General features: G+C 60.3%; 15 protein-coding genes. 13 read left to right on the plus strand and 2 right to left on the minus strand.

Features of this window, described 5'->3' with window-relative positions; genetic code table 11:
• Positions 1 to 653: 653 nt before the first annotated feature.
• On the plus strand, positions 654 to 1,448 hold the full coding sequence (gene exoR, locus ASB65_RS24920) for an exopolysaccharide production regulator ExoR (protein WP_003509731.1): 795 nt from the start codon (positions 654 to 656) through the stop codon (positions 1,446 to 1,448).
• A 45-nt stretch (positions 1,449 to 1,493) separates the two neighbouring features.
• Here the strand turns inward: exoR and xth are convergent, their stop codons facing one another.
• On the minus strand, positions 1,494 to 2,291 hold the full coding sequence (gene xth, locus ASB65_RS24925) for an exodeoxyribonuclease III (RefSeq protein ID WP_060725720.1): 798 nt from the start codon (positions 2,289 to 2,291) through the stop codon (positions 1,494 to 1,496).
• Positions 2,292 to 2,601: 310 nt separating this feature from the next.
• Positions 2,602 to 2,934 (minus strand): iron-sulfur cluster insertion protein ErpA, encoded by a 333-nt coding sequence (erpA, locus tag ASB65_RS24930; protein WP_003509729.1) that lies wholly within the window; start codon positions 2,932 to 2,934, stop codon positions 2,602 to 2,604.
• A gap of 214 nt (positions 2,935 to 3,148) precedes the next feature.
• Here erpA and ASB65_RS24935 point away from each other — a divergent pair, with 214 nt between their 5' ends.
• The 12 genes from ASB65_RS24935 to ASB65_RS24990 all read left to right on the plus strand — a co-directional run bounded on the left by ASB65_RS24935 (position 3,149) and on the right by ASB65_RS24990 (position 17,117).
• The gene (locus ASB65_RS24935) at positions 3,149 to 4,366 is read left to right on the plus strand and encodes a deoxyguanosinetriphosphate triphosphohydrolase (protein ID WP_003509728.1); all 1,218 of its coding nucleotides are present in this window, start codon (positions 3,149 to 3,151) and stop codon (positions 4,364 to 4,366) included.
• A gap of 76 nt (positions 4,367 to 4,442) precedes the next feature.
• Positions 4,443 to 6,200, plus strand: coding sequence for an arginine--tRNA ligase (gene argS / locus ASB65_RS24940; RefSeq protein ID WP_060725833.1), 1,758 nt, complete (start codon positions 4,443 to 4,445; stop codon positions 6,198 to 6,200).
• A 66-nt stretch (positions 6,201 to 6,266) separates the two neighbouring features.
• Positions 6,267 to 9,296, plus strand: a complete 3,030-nt coding sequence (locus ASB65_RS24945; RefSeq protein WP_060725721.1) for an SPOR domain-containing protein — start codon at positions 6,267 to 6,269, stop codon at positions 9,294 to 9,296.
• 239 nt (positions 9,297 to 9,535) lie between these two features.
• Positions 9,536 to 10,552 carry a beta-N-acetylhexosaminidase gene (gene nagZ / locus ASB65_RS24950; protein ID WP_060725722.1) on the plus strand — a complete coding sequence of 339 codons (1,017 nt, stop codon included), beginning with the start codon at positions 9,536 to 9,538 and terminating at the stop codon, positions 10,550 to 10,552.
• A gap of 58 nt (positions 10,553 to 10,610) precedes the next feature.
• A complete protein-coding gene (locus ASB65_RS24955; RefSeq protein ID WP_060725723.1) occupies positions 10,611 to 11,459 on the plus strand; it encodes a segregation and condensation protein A in 849 nt (282 codons plus the stop codon).
• On the plus strand, positions 11,449 to 12,183 hold the full coding sequence (gene scpB / locus ASB65_RS24960) for an SMC-Scp complex subunit ScpB (protein ID WP_060725724.1): 735 nt from the start codon (positions 11,449 to 11,451) through the stop codon (positions 12,181 to 12,183). The genes ASB65_RS24955 and scpB overlap by 11 nt, the downstream gene beginning before the upstream one ends.
• Before the next feature lie 128 nt (positions 12,184 to 12,311).
• Positions 12,312 to 12,518 carry a twin-arginine translocase TatA/TatE family subunit gene (locus ASB65_RS24965; protein ID WP_003509722.1) on the plus strand — a complete coding sequence of 69 codons (207 nt, stop codon included), beginning with the start codon at positions 12,312 to 12,314 and terminating at the stop codon, positions 12,516 to 12,518.
• A gap of 56 nt (positions 12,519 to 12,574) precedes the next feature.
• Positions 12,575 to 13,312 (plus strand): Sec-independent protein translocase protein TatB, encoded by a 738-nt coding sequence (tatB, locus tag ASB65_RS24970; protein WP_060725725.1) that lies wholly within the window; start codon positions 12,575 to 12,577, stop codon positions 13,310 to 13,312.
• A complete protein-coding gene (gene tatC, locus ASB65_RS24975) occupies positions 13,309 to 14,112 on the plus strand; it encodes a twin-arginine translocase subunit TatC (RefSeq protein ID WP_003509720.1) in 804 nt (267 codons plus the stop codon). Before tatB ends, tatC begins: the two co-directional genes overlap by 4 nt.
• A 102-nt stretch (positions 14,113 to 14,214) precedes the next feature.
• On the plus strand, positions 14,215 to 15,498 hold the full coding sequence (gene serS, locus ASB65_RS24980; RefSeq protein ID WP_060725726.1) for a serine--tRNA ligase: 1,284 nt from the start codon (positions 14,215 to 14,217) through the stop codon (positions 15,496 to 15,498).
• Positions 15,499 to 15,696: 198 nt separating this feature from the next.
• A complete protein-coding gene (surE, locus tag ASB65_RS24985; RefSeq protein ID WP_020012736.1) occupies positions 15,697 to 16,467 on the plus strand; it encodes a 5'/3'-nucleotidase SurE in 771 nt (256 codons plus the stop codon).
• Positions 16,468 to 16,475: 8 nt separating this feature from the next.
• A complete protein-coding gene (locus ASB65_RS24990; protein WP_081088470.1) occupies positions 16,476 to 17,117 on the plus strand; it encodes a protein-L-isoaspartate(D-aspartate) O-methyltransferase in 642 nt (213 codons plus the stop codon).
• The last annotated feature ends 118 nt before the right edge of the window (positions 17,118 to 17,235 follow it).

Raw genomic sequence — 17,235 nt, forward strand, 5'->3', positions numbered from 1 at the left:
AAAAAAATGGCACGTGGTGCCGACGGACTTATGGGGCTCTGAACGTGCGGATGTCCATCTTGGCCATGGGAGTTACCCATGAGACCGTATACGTTGACGCAGACTGATCAGAACACCGTATAATCCTCTTGCAGACGGGCGGGCCATACGTTTTTTTATGCGCGACTATGATTCCTGCTCGATAAAATTTTCTAGCCCGAAAGTTTTGTGACGATTTGGCAACACTTTTCTGCAAGCGTGTGGTCGCGTTGGAATGTGAGCATATCTGTCCATTTCCCGCCACAAACAGGGTGCTTGGCTTATGTTTAGGGACGCGGGAATGAAAGAACATGCAGGCGTTTGATGTGGTGGTGCGCAAGGCCGGAAAGTGAAAACGGGTTTGGATTCAGGGTTTAAGCAAGTAATACGGGAATTTGGTCCGGCTTTCTTGTTTGGCGCTGACCGGTGGACGGTGAAATGCCGTTATATTGCCGGAAATTATGCCTATATCTGTCTCACTGGAAAATGAGGGCAATTGCCGCAGATGACCACCGGTGGTGCGCTGGAAAGTGCTGCCGGAAAGACGCAGTGTGTTCGAAAAATCGCGACCCGGCGGAGTTCGTATTCCGCAAGTATTGGCTATATGCCGGGAAGAGTGAGAGAAGTTCGCTGAAATGCTGAAATGTGAAGCCAACGTTTTAAAGCCGCTCCTCATGGGCATGTTGCTTGCGTCGCTCGCAATGCCTGCTGCGGCTTTTGACATCAATGCGGGCGTGACCAAGGAATCCGGCCCCTTCGACCTGTTCAAGTTCGGCTTCAAAGCCTACAAGAACGGTAACAAGGGTGAAGCCGTCGAGGCCTATCGCTACGCGGCTGAAAAGGGTCATACCGGCTCGCGCTGGGCGCTGGCCAATATGTACGCCTATGGCGACGGCGTCGCCAAGAACGACTTCGAAGCTTTCAAGATCTACAGCGAAATCGCCAATCAGGGCGTCGAGCCGGGTTCGGAAGATACCGGCTTCTTCGTCAATGCGCTGCTTTCTCTCGCCGATTATTACCGTCACGGCATTCCCGGCAGCCCTGTCAAAATGGACCTTTCGCAGGCCCGACAGCTTTATTTCCAGGTGGCCTCCACCTTTGGTGTTGCTGAAGCGCAGTTCCGTCTGGCGGAGATGATTCTCGCCGGCGAGGGCGGCCGCGCTGATGTGCAGCAGGCCAAGAAGTGGCTCAACCAGGCCCGCAAGCACGGCCATGCCGGCGCCATGTCGATCTTCGGCAACCTGATCTTCCAGGAAGGCCAGACGACGCAGGGGCTGGCCTTCATGACGGCCGCGCTCGACAAATGCACGGCGGCGGACTGCACCTGGATACAGAACCTGCAGGAGCAGGCTTTTTCGCTCGCCGGCGAGAATGATCGCCGCGCGGCAATCGCCATGGCGCAGAACATGCAGTTCAACGATCCGGATTGAGAATGGCGATCAGGGCGGCTTCTTCCGCCTGAAGAGGGCCGGTCGTCAGCCGGCAGGACTGAACGCAAAATAACCGCAGACCGGCACATGGTCGGACGGTTTTTCCCAGGCCCGCACGTGTTTTTCGATGTTGACGGATTGCAGCCTGTCGGCAGCTTCGGCCGATAACATCAGATGATCGATGCGGATGCCGTTGTTTTTCGGCCATGCGCCGGCCTGATAATCCCAGAAGGAATAAAGTCCTGCTTCATCCGTCGTCGCCCGCGCGGCATCGGTGAAGCCCAGATTCTCCAGCTTGCGGAAGGCTGCGCGGGTCTTTGGCAGGAACAATGCGTCGCCTTCCCACACGCGTGGGTCGTGGCAATCGAAGGGCTCGGGAATGACGTTGTAGTCGCCGGCCAGAATGAGAGGTTCCTCGAGCGCGAGGCGATCTTCGGCAAAACGCCGCAGCCGCTCCATCCAGGCAAGCTTGTAGGGATATTTGACCGGATCGTCAGGCGGATTGCCGTTCGGCAGGTAAAGCGAGCAGACGCGGATCGCGCCGCCTTCCACGGAAAACACGCCTTCGATGAAACGCGCCTGTTCATCGGCATCGTCACCCGGCAGGCCGCGATTGACCTCGTCGGGCTTTACCTTCGAGAGCAGCGCGACGCCATTGAAGCCCTTCTGGCCGTGAGTCTCGACGTGATAGCCGAGCGCTTCCAACTCCAGCCGGGGAAAACCCTCATCGACCGATTTGATTTCCTGAAGGCAGACGATGTCAGGCGATGAATCCTTCAGCCACTGGCAGAGGTTTTCGATACGCGCCTTGACGCCATTGATGTTCCAGGTGGCAATCTTCATCGGAGTTTCCCTTTTGTGAGGGTACTTTTACCCGATGCAAAACCGATTGCCACCGTTTTTGGAAATTGGTGGTGCGGATGTGGTGGAAAGACGCCGGGCGGGCGGGATCGTTGCGTTTCTCCTCCCTCATTGCTGTGCTTGTCACAGGAATCCAGCCAGCCCAAGTCCTTGGGCTGAAAGGAGTCCTTCCCGCCGCGCAGACGCGCGTCGACTGGATTCCTGTGACAGGCACAGGAATGAGGGGAGGAGAGAGGCGAGTTACTTCAAAGCTTGGTGGCTGGCATGCGGATTGCGCGCCGGTATTTCCAACTCAAATCGAGAAGCTTGTGCCACAGCCGCAGCTTGCCACGGCATTGGGGTTCTTGATCTGGAAGGATTGGCCGAGCAGATTATCCACAAAGTCGATTTCGGAGCCGGCCATATAGACAACCGACAGGCTGTCGATCAGCACCTTGGCGTCGCCGCGCGCAATCACGATGTCGTCATCGGCTTTGTCTTCGGCCAGATCGAACTTGTAGGAGAAGCCCGAGCAGCCGCCGCCTTCCACCGAAACGCGCAGCGCCTGTTTGCCGGCGTCGGCCGCGACGATCTGGGCGATTCGCTTCGCCGCTGCTTCCGAAAGGGTAATGTCGCTGTTTTCCATGTCGTTTCTCCTGCCGGGGTCAAGAACCGGAGAGCAATAATCTCGTTGTCACCATTATAAACCGGTCAAATTACCGGTCTATAGCCTCTGTGAAGGCGGTCAGCGCGGCGATGATGCTTTGCGCTGACCTCTGCGATAGGTATGAAGGGTGAATGAAAAGGTCAATGGCCGAGACCAAAGGAAGTGCCGGCCAGAGAAGACAACAGGTGGATGCATGATCATAGACCAGCGCGCATTGGGTTTCGGAAGTGGCGAGAGGGCGGTTTTCGCCTCTGATCCATGGACCACGCGCGGACGTCTTTTTCCGGAAGAGGGAAGCCTGACGCGTTCCGAATTCCAGCGCGACCGTGACCGCATCGTCCACACGACAGCTTTTCGCCGCCTGAAGCACAAGACGCAGGTCTTCATCAGCCCTGACGGCGACCATTATCGCACGCGTCTCACCCACACCATCGAAGTCGCGCAGATTGCGCGAGCGCTTGCCCGCGCGCTGAAGCTGGACGAGGATCTGGCTGAGGGCGTGGCGCTGGTGCATGATTTCGGCCACACGCCTTTCGGTCATACCGGCGAAGACGCGCTGGATGCCGTGCTGTTGCCCTATGGCGGTTTCGACCACAATGCGCAATCGCTGCGCATCGTCACCAAGCTGGAACGCCGTTATGCCGAATATGACGGTATCAACCTCACATGGGAGACGCTCGAAGGGCTCGTCAAGCACAATGGCCCGCTGGTCAATGCCAAGGGCGAGGGGATCAAGGGACCGGTTCCGCTGCCCATCCTCGAATATTGCGAGCTGCAGGATCTGGAAATCGGCAGCTATGCGAGCCTCGAGGCGCAGGTCGCGGCGATTGCCGATGACATCGCCTATAATACCCACGACATCGATGACGGCCTGCGCGCCGGTTATCTCACCTTCGAGATGCTGGAGGAGGTGCCTTTCCTCAGTGGACTGATGGCGCAGGTGCGGGCGAAATATCCCGTACTCGACAAGGAGCGTTTCGCCAATGAGATCATGCGCCGGCAGATCACCCATATGGTCGAGGATGTGATCGGTGTGGCGCAGCAGAATCTTGCCCGCCTGAAACCGCGAAGCGCCGCCGATATCCGCGCCGCCGATTTCACCGTTGCGACCTTCTCGCCTGAGATGGCCGAGACCGACCGGCAGATCAAGAAGCTGCTGTTTGGCCATATCTACCGGCATCCGGAAATCATGCGCATCCGCGCCGGCGCGACACAGATCGTTACCGATCTTTTCCACCGTTATATGGAAACGCCGGCGGAAATGCAGAGCCACTACTGGGTGGACAGCATTTCCGGCATGAGCGTGGCCGCAAAAGCCCGGCATGTGGGCGACTATCTGGCCGGGATGACCGACAGTTATGCACTGCGCGCCCACCAGCGTCTGTTTGACCACACCCCCGATTTGAGATAGGGCAGCGGGCAATCGCGGAGCCGACCCGGTTATGATGGCCGGACATAAACAGAAGCCCTTCGCGCAGGTTGGAACGATGAACATTTTTGCTGATTTCGATACCAGGATCAAAAACGCGCTCGAGACCCTCGATCTCGTGAAAGAGAACCGCGAAAAGGTCGATTTCAGTCGAGTTACGGTCGAATCCCCGCGTGATCTGAGCCACGGCGATGTAGCAACCAATGCCGCCATGGTGCTGGCGAAGCCGCTCGGCACCAATCCGCGCGCGCTTGCCGAACTCATCGTGCCCGCACTTCAGGCGGATGGCGATGTCGACAGCGTCAATGTCGCCGGTCCGGGCTTCATCAATCTCAAGGTTTCGGTCGGTTACTGGCAGCGTCTTCTGGCCGATATGATCAGTCAGGGCATCGATTTCGGCCGCTCCACCGTCGGTGCTGGCCAGAAGATCAACGTCGAATATGTCTCCGCCAACCCGACCGGCCCGATGCATGTCGGCCATTGCCGTGGCGCCGTTGTCGGCGACACGCTGGCGAACCTGCTCGCTTTTGCGGGTTACGGCGTTACCAAGGAATATTACATCAACGATGCCGGCTCGCAGATCGATGTGCTGGCCCGTTCGGTGTTCCTGCGTTACCGCGAGGCGCTTGGTGAAGATATCGGCACCATTCCGTCCGGTCTCTACCCCGGTGACTATCTCGTTCCCGTTGGCCAGGCGCTGGCGGATGAATATGGCATCAAGCTGCGCGCCATGCCCGAGGAAAAATGGCTGCCGATCGTAAAGGACAAGGCGATCGACGCGATGATGGTGATGATCCGCGAGGATCTGGCCCTGCTCAACGTCAGGCACGATGTGTTCTTCTCGGAGCGCACGCTGCATGAGGGCAATGGCGGTCCGATCCTCTCGGCCATCAACGACCTCACCTTCAAGGGCCATGTCTACAAGGGCACCCTGCCGCCGCCGAAGGGCGAATTGCCTGAGGACTGGGAAGACCGCGAACAGACGCTGTTCCGCTCCACGGAAGTGGGCGACGATATGGACCGCGCGCTGATGAAGTCGGACGGTTCCTACACCTATTTTGCCGCCGACGTTGCCTATTTCAAGAACAAGTTCGATCGCGGTTTCTCCGAGATGATCTATGTGCTCGGCGCTGACCATGGCGGTTACGTCAAGCGTCTTGAAGCCGTTGCGCGCGCCGTCTCCGAGGGCAAGTCGAAGCTGACGGTTCTTCTGTGCCAGCTCGTCAAGCTGTTCCGTGACGGCGAGCCGGTGAAGATGTCGAAACGCTCCGGCGACTTCGTCACTCTGCGCGATGTTGTCGATGAAGTGGGTCGCGATCCCGTGCGATTCATGATGCTTTATCGGAAGAATTCCGAGCCGCTGGACTTCGATTTCGCTAAAGTGACCGAACAATCGAAGGATAATCCGGTTTTTTACGTGCAATATGCGCACGCCCGCTCCATGTCGATCTTCCGGCAGGCGCAGGAAGCGTTTCCGGGGCTTGCTCCCTCTGCGGAAGAGATGGCGGCATCTGTTGCTTTGATCAGTGATATCAATGAGTTGCAGTTGGTTGCAAAGCTCGCCGAATATCCGCGCCTGATCGAATCGGCGGCCCTTTCGCATGAGCCGCACCGGCTTGCTTTTTACCTCTATGATCTCGCCAGTTCCTTCCATGGACACTGGAACAAGGGTAAAGACCAGTCGGAATTACGTTTTATTAACGATAAAAACCGAGAATTGAGCATTGCCAGACTTGGGCTGGTGAATGCTGTCGCAAATGTTTTGAGGTCCGGCCTTACGCTTTTAGGAGCGGACGCACCTGCTGAAATGCGATAACATATCACCATTATTTGCTCACAATACGCTGGCAAGAGCTGCAATGCGTAGATGGTGGAACACGTAATGGTCGAAAAAAATGTCGCGTATAACCGGGACACCCGGTCCGAAGGCTTCGCTGACAACGATCCTCTGGCAGAGCTGGCACGTATCGTCGGCTTCGAAGATCGTCCTTCGCATGCGGGTTCCGAAGCTGCGCCACGCGCTGCCTCACCGGCAACCCGCCGCGAACCCGAATTCAACCTCGAGGACGAACTGCTTCGGGAGTTCGAGGTTTACGATGCGCCGCACGCCGATCCGGTCGTTCTTGATCCGGCAAACGATGTTCGTGCGGGCATCCACCCCAACGATTTCATGCAGCGTGTCGAATCCGTTTTCGCCCGCCGTGAGCCGGAGCTTGCGCCGGTGGCTGAACCAGCGCCCGTGGCCGCATCTGCGCCAGAGGTGAGGGAAGAGCCGCTTCCGGAAATCGATCAGGCCTATATTCACAACTACGTCGAAACGACCACCCAGGATATTCGCGCGGATTTCCGTGATGATGCCGGCGCCGTGGCCGAAGTTTTCGATGTGCATTCGCGCCAGTCGCGTCCCGCCGAGCCGATGGTTTATCAGCCGGCCGCCCAGCAGGTGGCATGGGAAGAGCCGCAGGCCGCTGAGCCCGTGCAACCCGAATGGCACGCCATGCCGGAGCTCCCGGCCGATGTTTCGAGCAATGTTCAGACCTATGCGCCGGAGCCGCAGGCTTTCGATCTCGCCGATGAGGTGGAAATAGCTGTCGCCGAGGAAGCGCCCGCACCGATTTCCGTGCGTCCGCCGTCGCATGGCGGCCGGTCTTCGCTGGAATTCTCCAGCCTGCGGCTGCCGCTTGCCAATTTCGGCGCGCGCCGGGATGTTTCGGCTGTCGATCCGAAGCGGGTTGAGCCGCGTTCCGAGCAGCAGCCTGCTGCAGCCCGTATCGAGCCGCAGGTTGAAGTCGCTCCCGCACCTGCCTTCGTTCAGGCGGAAGACACCGCTCCGTCCTTTGCACCGCCGGTTGCCGAGACCTTCACGCCTGCCGCAGAGCCTCTGGCGTTTGAGGTTGCCGAGAAGCCGGCATCGAAACATCTCTCGCCGATGGACGCGCTGATTTACGACGTCGCGAAATATTCCATTCCCGGTCGCGGTGAAACACCGCTCGTGCAGGACGTTCCCGCTGCGCAGGCTGCGGAAGTGGAGCCGCCCGTGGTCGCCGCCGCGCCGGTGAAGGCAGCGCCGATTGTCGCTGCTGCGCCCGCAGCCCCCGTCGAAGAGCTGGATTTCACGGATTTCGCCGGCTTCAACGATGATGATTTCGAGCTCGCGCTCGACGATCTCGATCTTGATCTGGATTTGTCTGAAATCGCCGAGGCGGAAGTTGCACCTGCGCCCGCGCCGCAACCCGTTCGCCAGCAGCCGGTTGCTCCGGTTGCCGTTGCTGACGTCGCGCCGCAGCCCGTGAGAGAACAGCCCGCGCCGCAGCCGCGCCCGGCTCCCGTTGCCGTTGCCGCACCGGTCGCTGCTGCTGCTGTTCAGCCGCGTCCCGCTGCTGCAGCACCGCAGCCGGCCGCACCGCAGACGCTGGAAAGCCTGCCTTTCGATCCTTCGCAGATCGGCGAGACGGAAGAACATCCGGAAACCATCGTCGAAATGGATGTGCCGGAACTGCCGGTCGGGGTTTTTGAACCCAAGCCGGCCGCGCGCCGTCACGAGGAAGATCTCGATATCGATACCGAGCTTGCGACGCTGTTTGCGCCTGCTGTCGCCGGTGGTCTCGACCGTCACAAACATGCGGAAAATCGCGGCGCCGCCCAGGCGCGTCCTGTTCAGGCTCCGGAAGAGGCCGATGAATTCGAACGGGCGCTGGAAGAGGATTTCCGTCGTTCCATGCAGGAGGCTGCGGCTTCCCGTGGCAACGCGTCCCGCGACGCCGAGAATACCTATGTGGAGCATCCGGCGGCTTATCGTGACGAGGATGAACGCGGCGGTCGCCGCTGGATCATGCCGGTTGCAGCCGCAATCGGTCTGGTGCTGATCGGTGGCGGCGTTTACGCGCTGGTTTCCGGCGGTTCGTCCAGCACGGGCTCCAATGGCGCACCTGTCATCATCTCCGCCGACAATGACCCGATGAAGGTCGTGCCGGAAAATCCGGGCGGTCGCGTCGTGCCAAATCAGGACAAGGCGGTTTATGACCGCGTGGCTGGCGGCAGCGCTGCCGATCCGAAGCAGCCGGCGCTGATTTCCAGCAACGAGCAGCCGGTGGATGTGGTTCAGCGCACGCTGATCCCCGAACAATTGCCGCTCGAAGGCGAAAACGACGCGGATATGGAAGCCGCCGGCACGCCGGTTGGCGAGACCGAGGATCCGCGTCTGCTTTCGCCGGAAGAAAAGGCCGCACAGAACGAAGGTTCGGCTGCAACCGGCGTTTCGCCGCGCAAGGTCCGCACCATGATCGTCAAGCCTGATGGCACGCTGGTTGCCCAGGAGGTCGAGGTACCTGCAGCCCAGCCGCCGAAGGCCGACAAGGTCGAGGAGCTTGCAGCGCCGCAGACCGCGAAGCCCGGTGAGGGCGCTCCCGCCGTCATCGCCGCATCGCGGGTTCCGGTCGCGCCGGAGCAGGCTCAGCCGCAGGCCAACACACCTGCCGCCGCCGCCAAGCCGGCAGCGCAGTCGGCAGCACCGCTTCCAGCGGCACGTCCGTCCTCGCAGCCTGCCAATGTAGTGGCAACGGTGACCAACCAGGGCAACGTGCGCCCCGCGACCGCTCCGGCACAGCCGCAGGCCGCGCAGCAGCAGACGGCAGCCGCGACCCCGGCAGCGACCAGCACGCCTTCTGCCGGTGGCTACTACATCCAGATCGCCTCGCTGCCGAGCCAGGCGGAAGCCCAGAAGTCCTACCAGAACATGTCGGCCAAGTTCGGCTCGGTCATCGGTGGACGTGGCGTCGACATCAAGGCCGCCGAAATCGCCGGCAAGGGCACGTTCTACCGCGTCCGCATCCCGGCGGGTGACAAGAACGAAGCCGTGGCGCTGTGCGAAAAGTTCCGCTCAGCCGGCGGCAGCTGCCTGGTAGCGCGCTGATAGAGGCTGATCCGGCGTAGAAAGATTGGGGCTGCCGCATGAGGCAGCCCTTAGAGTATTTGGACCTTCCATCACACTCTGCATCATCCTCGGGCTTGTCCCGAGGAACCACAACCCGGAGCGATGAATCCTCGGATCAAGCCCGAGGATGACGGCGGAGAGGTTATCGGACGATTTTCGCAGTCCCGATGGCGCAGTCTCCTTACCCTTACCCCTATCTTCCCTGAGAGCGTGACATCATGACTGATTGCAAAGCTATGATCCTCGGATGCAGCGGGCTTTCGCTGACCGCCGACGAGATTGCCCTTTACCGCGATGAACAGCCCTGGGGCTTCATCCTGTTCGGGCGCAATATCGGCGAGCCGCAGCAGATCACCGATCTCGTCGCCGCCATGCGCGACGCCGTCGGGCGGCCAGACGCGCCGGTTCTGATCGATCAGGAGGGTGGGCGTGTTCAGCGCATCAAGCCACCGATCCTGCAGGCCTATCCGAATGCCCGCATTCTCGGTGAAATCTATGAGCGCGACCGGGGGGCGGGTCTGCGTGCCGCCTGGCTGATGTCGCGCCTGCATGCCTTCGACCTCATGAAATTCGGTATCAATGTCGATTGCCTGCCGGTGCTTGACGTGCCGGTGGAAGGCGCCAGCAACGTCATCGGCAACCGCGCCTATGGCTACACGCCGACCATGGTGGCCGAGATGGGGCAGGCGGCCGCCGATGGCCTGAAGGCGGGCGGCATGCTGCCTGTCATGAAACATATGCCGGGTCACGGTCGCGGCATGGTGGATTCGCATCATGAACTGCCTGTTGTCGACGTACCGCTCGATGAGCTGGACGCCCATGATTTTGTGCCGTTCCGGGCGCTGAACCACGAATTGATGGCGATGAGCGCGCATCTGGTATTCAATGCCGTCGACCGCGAACGGCCGGCGACGACCTCGCCGAAGGTCATCGAGGAGATCATTCGCGGCCGCATCGGCTTTGATGGCCTGCTGATGTCCGACGACAGTTCCATGAACGCGTTGAAGGGTACGCTGGGCGAGCGGGCTGCGAATATTGTTGCGGGTGGCTGCGATATAGTCTTGCATTGCAATGGCGTGATGGGTGAAATGCTTGAAGTCGTGAAGGAGGTTCCCGTTCTTTCCGGCCGCTCGCTGGAGCGGGTGCGGGCAGTTGAAGCGGGTTTCCCGACTGCGGACCCGTCCGACGAAGCGGAACTGAGAGCCGAATTCAACGCCATGCGGGCCGTTTCCTGACGATCTTGGGGGCGGCCGCTCACTCGGGATCAAGGCCGGACGCCCGGCGGATGGAACAATGGCCGCAGACAAGTCTCGCAATTCAACGCCGATGGACAAGCTCTGGCAGGATGTGACGCCGGAGCGGTTGACGGGTGAGGCCGGGCTGGTCATCGATGTCGCGGGTTTCGAAGGCCCGCTCGATCTTCTCCTGCATCTTGCGCGCACGCAGAAGGTCGATCTGTCGCGCATTTCGGTGCTGGCGCTCGCCGAACAATATCTGCAATTCGTGGAAAGTGCGCGTCGCGTGCGCATCGAGCTTGCGGCCGATTATCTCGTGATGGCGGCGTGGCTCGCCTTCCTTAAATCCAAGCTCCTCATTCCGCAGCAATCCAAAGATGACGGCCCCTCGGGCGAGGAAATGGCCGCGACGCTGGCCTTCCGGCTGAAACGTCTGGAGGCGATGCGCGAGGCGGCCGAACGCCTCGTCAACCGCGCCCAGCTCGGCCGCGATGTTTTTGCCCGTGGCGCGCCGGAGCATATTCCGCATATCAACCGCTCGGCCTATGAGGCCAATCTTTACGATCTGCTCAGCGCCTATGCCAATCTGCGGCAGCGTCAGGCGATTACCCAGGTCACGATTGAAAAACGGCAGGTCTGGTCGCTTGTCGAGGCGCGCGAGCTTCTGACCCACCTCCTTGGCGATGTCGGGGAATGGACCTTGCTCGATCAATATCTGCTGCAATATGTGCCCGATCCGGCCATGCGCGTGACGGCGATTGCCAGCGCCTTTGCCGCTTCGCTGGAGCTGGTGCGCGAGGGCTCGCTGCAAATCCGGCAGGACGGTGCTTTCCAGCCCATCTATATGCGCCGCGGCGCAAGGGACGACCGTGCCGTGAATGCCGAAAGGACTGATAATGATGAATGACGATGAGACCGCCGAGGCCACCATCGCGGCAGATGGGGCCGAGCCCGAACAGACGGTATTTTCCGAACGGCAGGTGAAGGAGGCCGAGCGGATCGCCGAGGCTTTGGTCTTCGCCTCGTCCGAGCCGGTTTCCGTCGGTTTCATCGCCGAGCGCCTGCCGCGCGGCATGGATGTCGTCGCCATTCTGCAGCGTCTCAAGGTTCTCTATGCGGAGCGGGGCGTCAATCTCGTGCAGGTGGGCGGGCAATGGGCTTTTCGCACCGCCGGCGATCTTTCCTTCGTCATCCGCGCCGAGGAGAAGGAGCCGAAGAAGCTGTCGCGCGCGGCGCTGGAAGTTCTTGCGATTATCGCATATCATCAACCGGTGACACGCGCCGAAATCGAGGAAATCCGCGGTGTTCAGACCTCGCGCGGCACGCTTGATGTGCTGATGGAGGCGGGCTGGGTCAGGTTCCGTGGCCGCAGGCGTACACCCGGCCGGCCCGTGACGATCGGCACCACGGTGGAGTTTCTCGACCATTTCGGCCTTGAGGAACTGCGCGATCTGCCGGGCCTTGAGGAATTGAAGGGCGCGGGGCTGCTTTCAGGCCGCATCCCCTCCAATTTCGGCGTGCCTCTGCCGATGATGAGCGACGAATTGCGTGAGGACGAAGACTCGATCACGCAGCTTGATCTTGAGGAACTGGGCCTGCTTGCGCCTGGCGGCGGCGATGGCGACGATTGATATCGCCATCCTGTTGGCGCGGCCACGAAAACTTTATGCGCACTCGCTGTTGAAGCGACGATTTGTCGTTTGAAAAAGCCTTTCAAACGTCTTACATCGTCTGAAAGCGAAATTCAGGAGTTTCAGTTATGGGTTCTTTTAGTGTGTGGCATTGGCTCATCGTGCTGGTGATCGTTCTCGTCCTCTTCGGACGCGGCAAGATCCCGGAATTGATGGGTGATGTTGCAAAGGGCATCAAGAGCTTCAAGAAGGGCATGGCTGACGAAGACCAGACGCCGCCGCCGGCCGATGCCAACACGAAGACCGTCGACCACAAGGCTGACGAGATCAAGTAAGCGGCTTTGCCGCTTGGTGTGAGACTGACGGGCGTTAGGGTCTCGGGAGCATATTGATGTTTGATATCGGCTGGAGCGAGCTTCTGGTGATTGCGGTCGTTTTGATCGTGGTCGTCGGACCGAAAGACTTGCCGCCCATGATCCGCGCCTTCGGCAAAACGATGGCCGGCCTTCGCAAGATGGCGGGGGACTTCCGCACGCAGTTCGATGAGGCGCTCAAAGAGGCCGACATGGACGATGTGCGCCAGACGATCTCCGATGTCCGCAATCTCAACCCCACCAACTCGCTGCGCGATGCGATGAACCCGCTTCGCCAGCTCGGCAACGAGATCAAGTCCGATCTCCAGAAGGCGACGGCTGCGCCGGATGGCCTTTCGTCCACGCCGGCGCCGGCGACAAGCGAGCCGGTCGCGCCGCTGGTCAGCGTGCCTGAGCCTGAAATGAAGCTGCCGGATGCGCCGCCTGTTGTAGCCGCACCCGCTGCGCCGGTTGCCGCGGCCGTCGCTGCGGAGGAGAAGCCGAAGCGCGCGCGGGCGAAATCTATTGCTACTGTTGAGGCCGAAGCGGTTGCCGCCAAGCCGAAACGTGCAGCCCGGAGCAAGGTTGCCGCAGCGCCCGAAGCCGCCGTCACCGCGAAAACCAGTGAGCCCGCCGCCTCGAAGCCCGCCGTGAAGACCGTCGCCAAAAAGGCGGCCGTCCGGAAGTCTTCCGCAGACAAGGCGGCGGTGGCCGATGCCAAGCCGGCGAAGACGGCAAAAACCAAGGCTGCAAAGCCCACAAAGGATGAAGCATGAGCGGGGATATCGAGGATAAGCCGCAGCCGCTTATTGAGCATCTCATGGAGTTGCGCACGCGGCTGATCTGGGCGCTCGGCGCGTTCTTCATTGCCTTCATCGGCTGCTTCGCCGTTGCCAAACATCTCTTCAACCTGCTTGTCATTCCCTATAAGTGGGCAGTGCTCTGGGCGGGGCTGGATGTGACGAAATCGTCACTGATCTATACTGCGCCGCAGGAATTCTTCTTCACGCAGATCAAGGTTGCGATGTTCGGCGCCATGGTGATCTCCTTCCCGGTGATCGCCTCGCAGCTTTACAAATTCGTGGCGCCCGGTCTCTACAAGAACGAGCGCGCCGCCTTCCTGCCATTCCTCATCGCTTCCCCGATCCTGTTCCTTATCGGTGCGGCGCTCGTCTATTTCTTCTTCACGCCTATGGTCATGTGGTTCTTCCTCGCCATGCAGCAATTGCCGGAAGATGGCGAAGTCGCGATTTCACTGATGCCGAAGGTGTCGGAATATCTGAGCCTCATCATGACGCTGGTGCTGTCCTTCGGTCTGGTGTTCCAGCTGCCCGTCGTCACCACGCTTCTGGCGCGCGTCGGTCTTCTGACCAGCGACTGGCTCAGGGAAAAGCGCAAGTTCGCCATCGTCATGGCCTTTGTGGTTGCCGCCGTGCTGACGCCGCCGGATCCCATGTCCCAGATCGGTCTTGCACTGCCTGCGATCATTCTCTACGAGATTTCCATCTACATGGCTCGACTCGTGGAGAGGAAGCGCGCTGCGGAATCCGCAAGCACGGAGCTGGAGGAGACCTGATTTTCCTGAAGGTCTCGCCGCTCTGAAAATCTCCTCGCGCCGGGTTCATGCCCGGCGTTTTGCTGTAAAACACGGGCAATGCAACAACGGTCTGGAACGACGATGCACGACATTAAATGGATACGCGAAAACCCCGAAGCCTTTGATGCGGCGCTTGCGCGCCGCGGCGCGGAGCCTGCCGCCAGCGGCCTGATCGCGCTCGATGAAAAGCGCCGTTCCGTCATCCAGTCCCTGCAGGACATGCAGTCGCGCCGCAATGCCGCCTCCAAGGAGATCGGCGCCGCCATGGCGCAGAAGAACATGGAGCTTGCTGACAAGCTCAAGGCCGAAGTCGCCGACCTCAAGGACAACATGCCGCGCGCCGAGGAGGAGGACCGTCAGGTCACCGCCGAGCTGAACGACGCGCTGTCGCGCCTGCCCAACATGCCTTTCGACGATGTGCCCGACGGCAAGGACGAGCATGACAATGTGGTCGCCCGTGTGGTCGGCCAGAAGCCCGGCTGGAACCATGAGGCAAAGGAGCACTTCGAGATTGGCGAAGCGCTCGGCTATATGGATTTCGAGCGTGCCGCCAAGCTTTCCGGCGCACGTTTCACCGTGCTGACCAGCCAGCTGGCGCGTCTGGAGCGAGCGCTCGGCCAGTTCATGATCGACCTGCACACCAGCGAACATGGCTATACCGAAGTCTCCTCGCCGCTGATGGTGCGCGACGAGGCGATGTTCGGCACCGGGCAATTGCCTAAATTCTCCGAGGACCTGTTCAAGACCACGGACGGCCGCTGGCTGATCCCGACGGCGGAGGTGACGCTGACCAACCTCGTGTCCGGCGAAATTCTCGATCAGGAGAAGCTGCCGCTGCGCTTCACCGCGCTGACGCCGTCCTTCCGTTCGGAAGCGGGCTCGGCCGGTCGCGACACGCGCGGCATGCTGCGCCAGCATCAGTTCTGGAAATGTGAGCTCGTCTCCATCACCGATGCGGAAAGCGCCGTTGCCGAGCATGAGCGCATGACGGCCTGCGCCGAAGAAGTTCTGAAGCGCCTTGGCCTGCATTTCCGCACCATGACGCTCTGCACGGGCGACATGGGTTTCAGCGCCCGCAAGACCTACGATCTGGAAGTGTGGCTGCCCGGCCAGAATACCTATCGCGAAATTTCGTCCTGCTCGGTCTGCGGCGATTTCCAGGCGCGGCGTATGAATACGCGTTATCGCGGCAAGGACGACAAGGCGACGAAGTTCGTGCACACGCTGAACGGTTCCGGCACCGCCGTCGGCCGCTGCCTGATCGCCGTTCTCGAGAATTATCTGAACGACGATGGTTCCGTCACAATTCCGGACGTGCTGCTGCCCTATATGGGCGGGCTGACGCGGATCGAGAAGGCGGCCTGATTGTCCGTCTGTTAAGCGGCTGTCATGCCGCCTTGCGCCGGTATCCAGCCAGCCCAAGTCCTTGGGCTGGAGAGACGCTTCCCGCCGCGCGGATGCGCGTCGACTGGATTCCGGCTCAAGGCCGGAATGACGGGTAGGGGGGCTTCTGTGAGAGAAATCATTGTGTCCTCATAGCGGGATACAGCAGCGGAGGAAAACATGCGGATTTTGCTGACGAATGACGACGGTATTCACGCCGAAGGTCTGGCCGTGCTGGAGCGTATCGCCCGCACGCTGTCCGACGATGTCTGGATCGTCGCGCCGGAGACCGACCAAAGCGGGCTTGCCCATTCGCTGACGCTTTCCGAACCGCTGCGTCTGCGTAAGGTTTCCGACAAACATTTCGCGCTGCGCGGCACGCCCACCGATTGCGTCATCATGGGCATTCGCGAGGTTCTGCCGGAAAAACCCGATCTCGTTCTGTCAGGCGTCAATGCCGGCGCCAACATGGCCGATGATGTCACCTATTCCGGCACCATTGCCGGCGCCATCGAAGGCACGCTGCAGGGCGTGCGTTCCTTTGCGCTCAGCCAGGCGTTCAGCCATGGCGAAGGCCGCGTCGTGCCGTGGGAAGTCGCTGAAACCTATGCGCCCGATCTCATTCGCAAGCTCATTGATGTCGATCTGCCTGACGGCACCTTCCTCAACCTCAATTTCCCCAATTGTGCGCCAAAGGATGTGCAGGGCGTGTCCGTCACCGGGCAGGGCAAGCTCGATTTCGGCCTGACGGTGGAGGAGCGGCAGGATGGTCGCGGTCTTCCTTATTATTGGCTGCGCTTCGGCGAGCGCCTCGGCACCTTCCGCGAGGGCACGGATATTCACGCCCTGAAGCACGGCAAGATTTCGGTCACACCGCTTAAGCTTGACCTGACGGACTACACGGTGAAGGATCGGGTTGCGCAAGCACTTGGATTCGGAGTCGCCGATTGAAATCCGCAATGGTCGAAAAGGAAGGTTTTGCCGCTCTCGTTCTCCGCTTAAGGGGCGAGGGGATTTCCGATCTTGACCTTTTGACGGCGGTCGAGCAGACGCCGCGGTCCAAATTCGTGCCGCCGCAATTTGCCGCCGACGCCTATTCCAGCCGCACCATCCCGATCGACTGCGGCGCCTTCATGGAAGGCGCTGACATGGCGGTGAAGATCCTTGCCCGCCTGCAGCTGAAACCCGGCCAGCGCGTGCTGGAAATCGGCACGGGCAGCGGTTTCATGACCGCGATCATTGCGCGCCGGGTGGAGCGCGTCTTTTCGCTGGAGCGCTACAAGACGCTGGTGCAGCAGGCGCAGAACTGTCTCGACGATCTCTCCATCCGCAATGTCGTCATCCGTCAGGCGGATGGCAGCAATGGTCTGGTGGGCGAGGGACCCTTCGATCGTATCGTCTCCCCCGCCGCCTTTACCACCATGCCCCGCTTCTTTGCCGAGCAGATCGTTTCGGGCGGCATGATGATCGCGCCGATCATTCTTGAAGGCGACCGTTGCGTGATGACGCGTTTCTCCAAGACCGGTAGCCGCTTCGAGAAGGAAGAGCTGTTCGAGGCGCCTTATCTGCCGCTCAGCACCCATATTGCGCGTCATTTGTGACAAATTGAAAATTTTGGAGACATTCTATTTTTGTCTCCTAATGTTCTGAATTTTCGCAACTATCTGATTTTTAATATCATTATTGTCTCAACATGACGCATCTGGTTTCCGTCATGGT

This window comes from Agrobacterium tumefaciens str. B6 (assembly GCF_001541315.1).
In the GTDB taxonomy this organism is placed as follows: Bacteria; Pseudomonadota; Alphaproteobacteria; order Rhizobiales; family Rhizobiaceae; genus Agrobacterium; species Agrobacterium radiobacter.

Coding starts and splice junctions, on each gene's coding strand:
- exoR (WP_003509731.1), top strand. CDS start 654: ATGCTGAAATGTGAAGCCAACGTTTTAAAGCCGCTCCTCATGGGCATG.
- xth (WP_060725720.1), bottom strand. CDS start 2,291: ATGAAGATTGCCACCTGGAACATCAATGGCGTCAAGGCGCGTATCGAA.
- erpA (WP_003509729.1), bottom strand. CDS start 2,934: ATGGAAAACAGCGACATTACCCTTTCGGAAGCAGCGGCGAAGCGAATC.
- ASB65_RS24935 (WP_003509728.1), top strand. CDS start 3,149: ATGATCATAGACCAGCGCGCATTGGGTTTCGGAAGTGGCGAGAGGGCG.
- argS (WP_060725833.1), top strand. CDS start 4,443: ATGAACATTTTTGCTGATTTCGATACCAGGATCAAAAACGCGCTCGAG.
- ASB65_RS24945 (WP_060725721.1), top strand. CDS start 6,267: ATGGTCGAAAAAAATGTCGCGTATAACCGGGACACCCGGTCCGAAGGC.
- nagZ (WP_060725722.1), top strand. CDS start 9,536: ATGACTGATTGCAAAGCTATGATCCTCGGATGCAGCGGGCTTTCGCTG.
- ASB65_RS24955 (WP_060725723.1), top strand. CDS start 10,611: ATGGCCGCAGACAAGTCTCGCAATTCAACGCCGATGGACAAGCTCTGG.
- scpB (WP_060725724.1), top strand. CDS start 11,449: ATGATGAATGACGATGAGACCGCCGAGGCCACCATCGCGGCAGATGGG.
- ASB65_RS24965 (WP_003509722.1), top strand. CDS start 12,312: ATGGGTTCTTTTAGTGTGTGGCATTGGCTCATCGTGCTGGTGATCGTT.
- tatB (WP_060725725.1), top strand. CDS start 12,575: ATGTTTGATATCGGCTGGAGCGAGCTTCTGGTGATTGCGGTCGTTTTG.
- tatC (WP_003509720.1), top strand. CDS start 13,309: ATGAGCGGGGATATCGAGGATAAGCCGCAGCCGCTTATTGAGCATCTC.
- serS (WP_060725726.1), top strand. CDS start 14,215: ATGCACGACATTAAATGGATACGCGAAAACCCCGAAGCCTTTGATGCG.
- surE (WP_020012736.1), top strand. CDS start 15,697: ATGCGGATTTTGCTGACGAATGACGACGGTATTCACGCCGAAGGTCTG.
- ASB65_RS24990 (WP_081088470.1), top strand. CDS start 16,476: ATGGTCGAAAAGGAAGGTTTTGCCGCTCTCGTTCTCCGCTTAAGGGGC.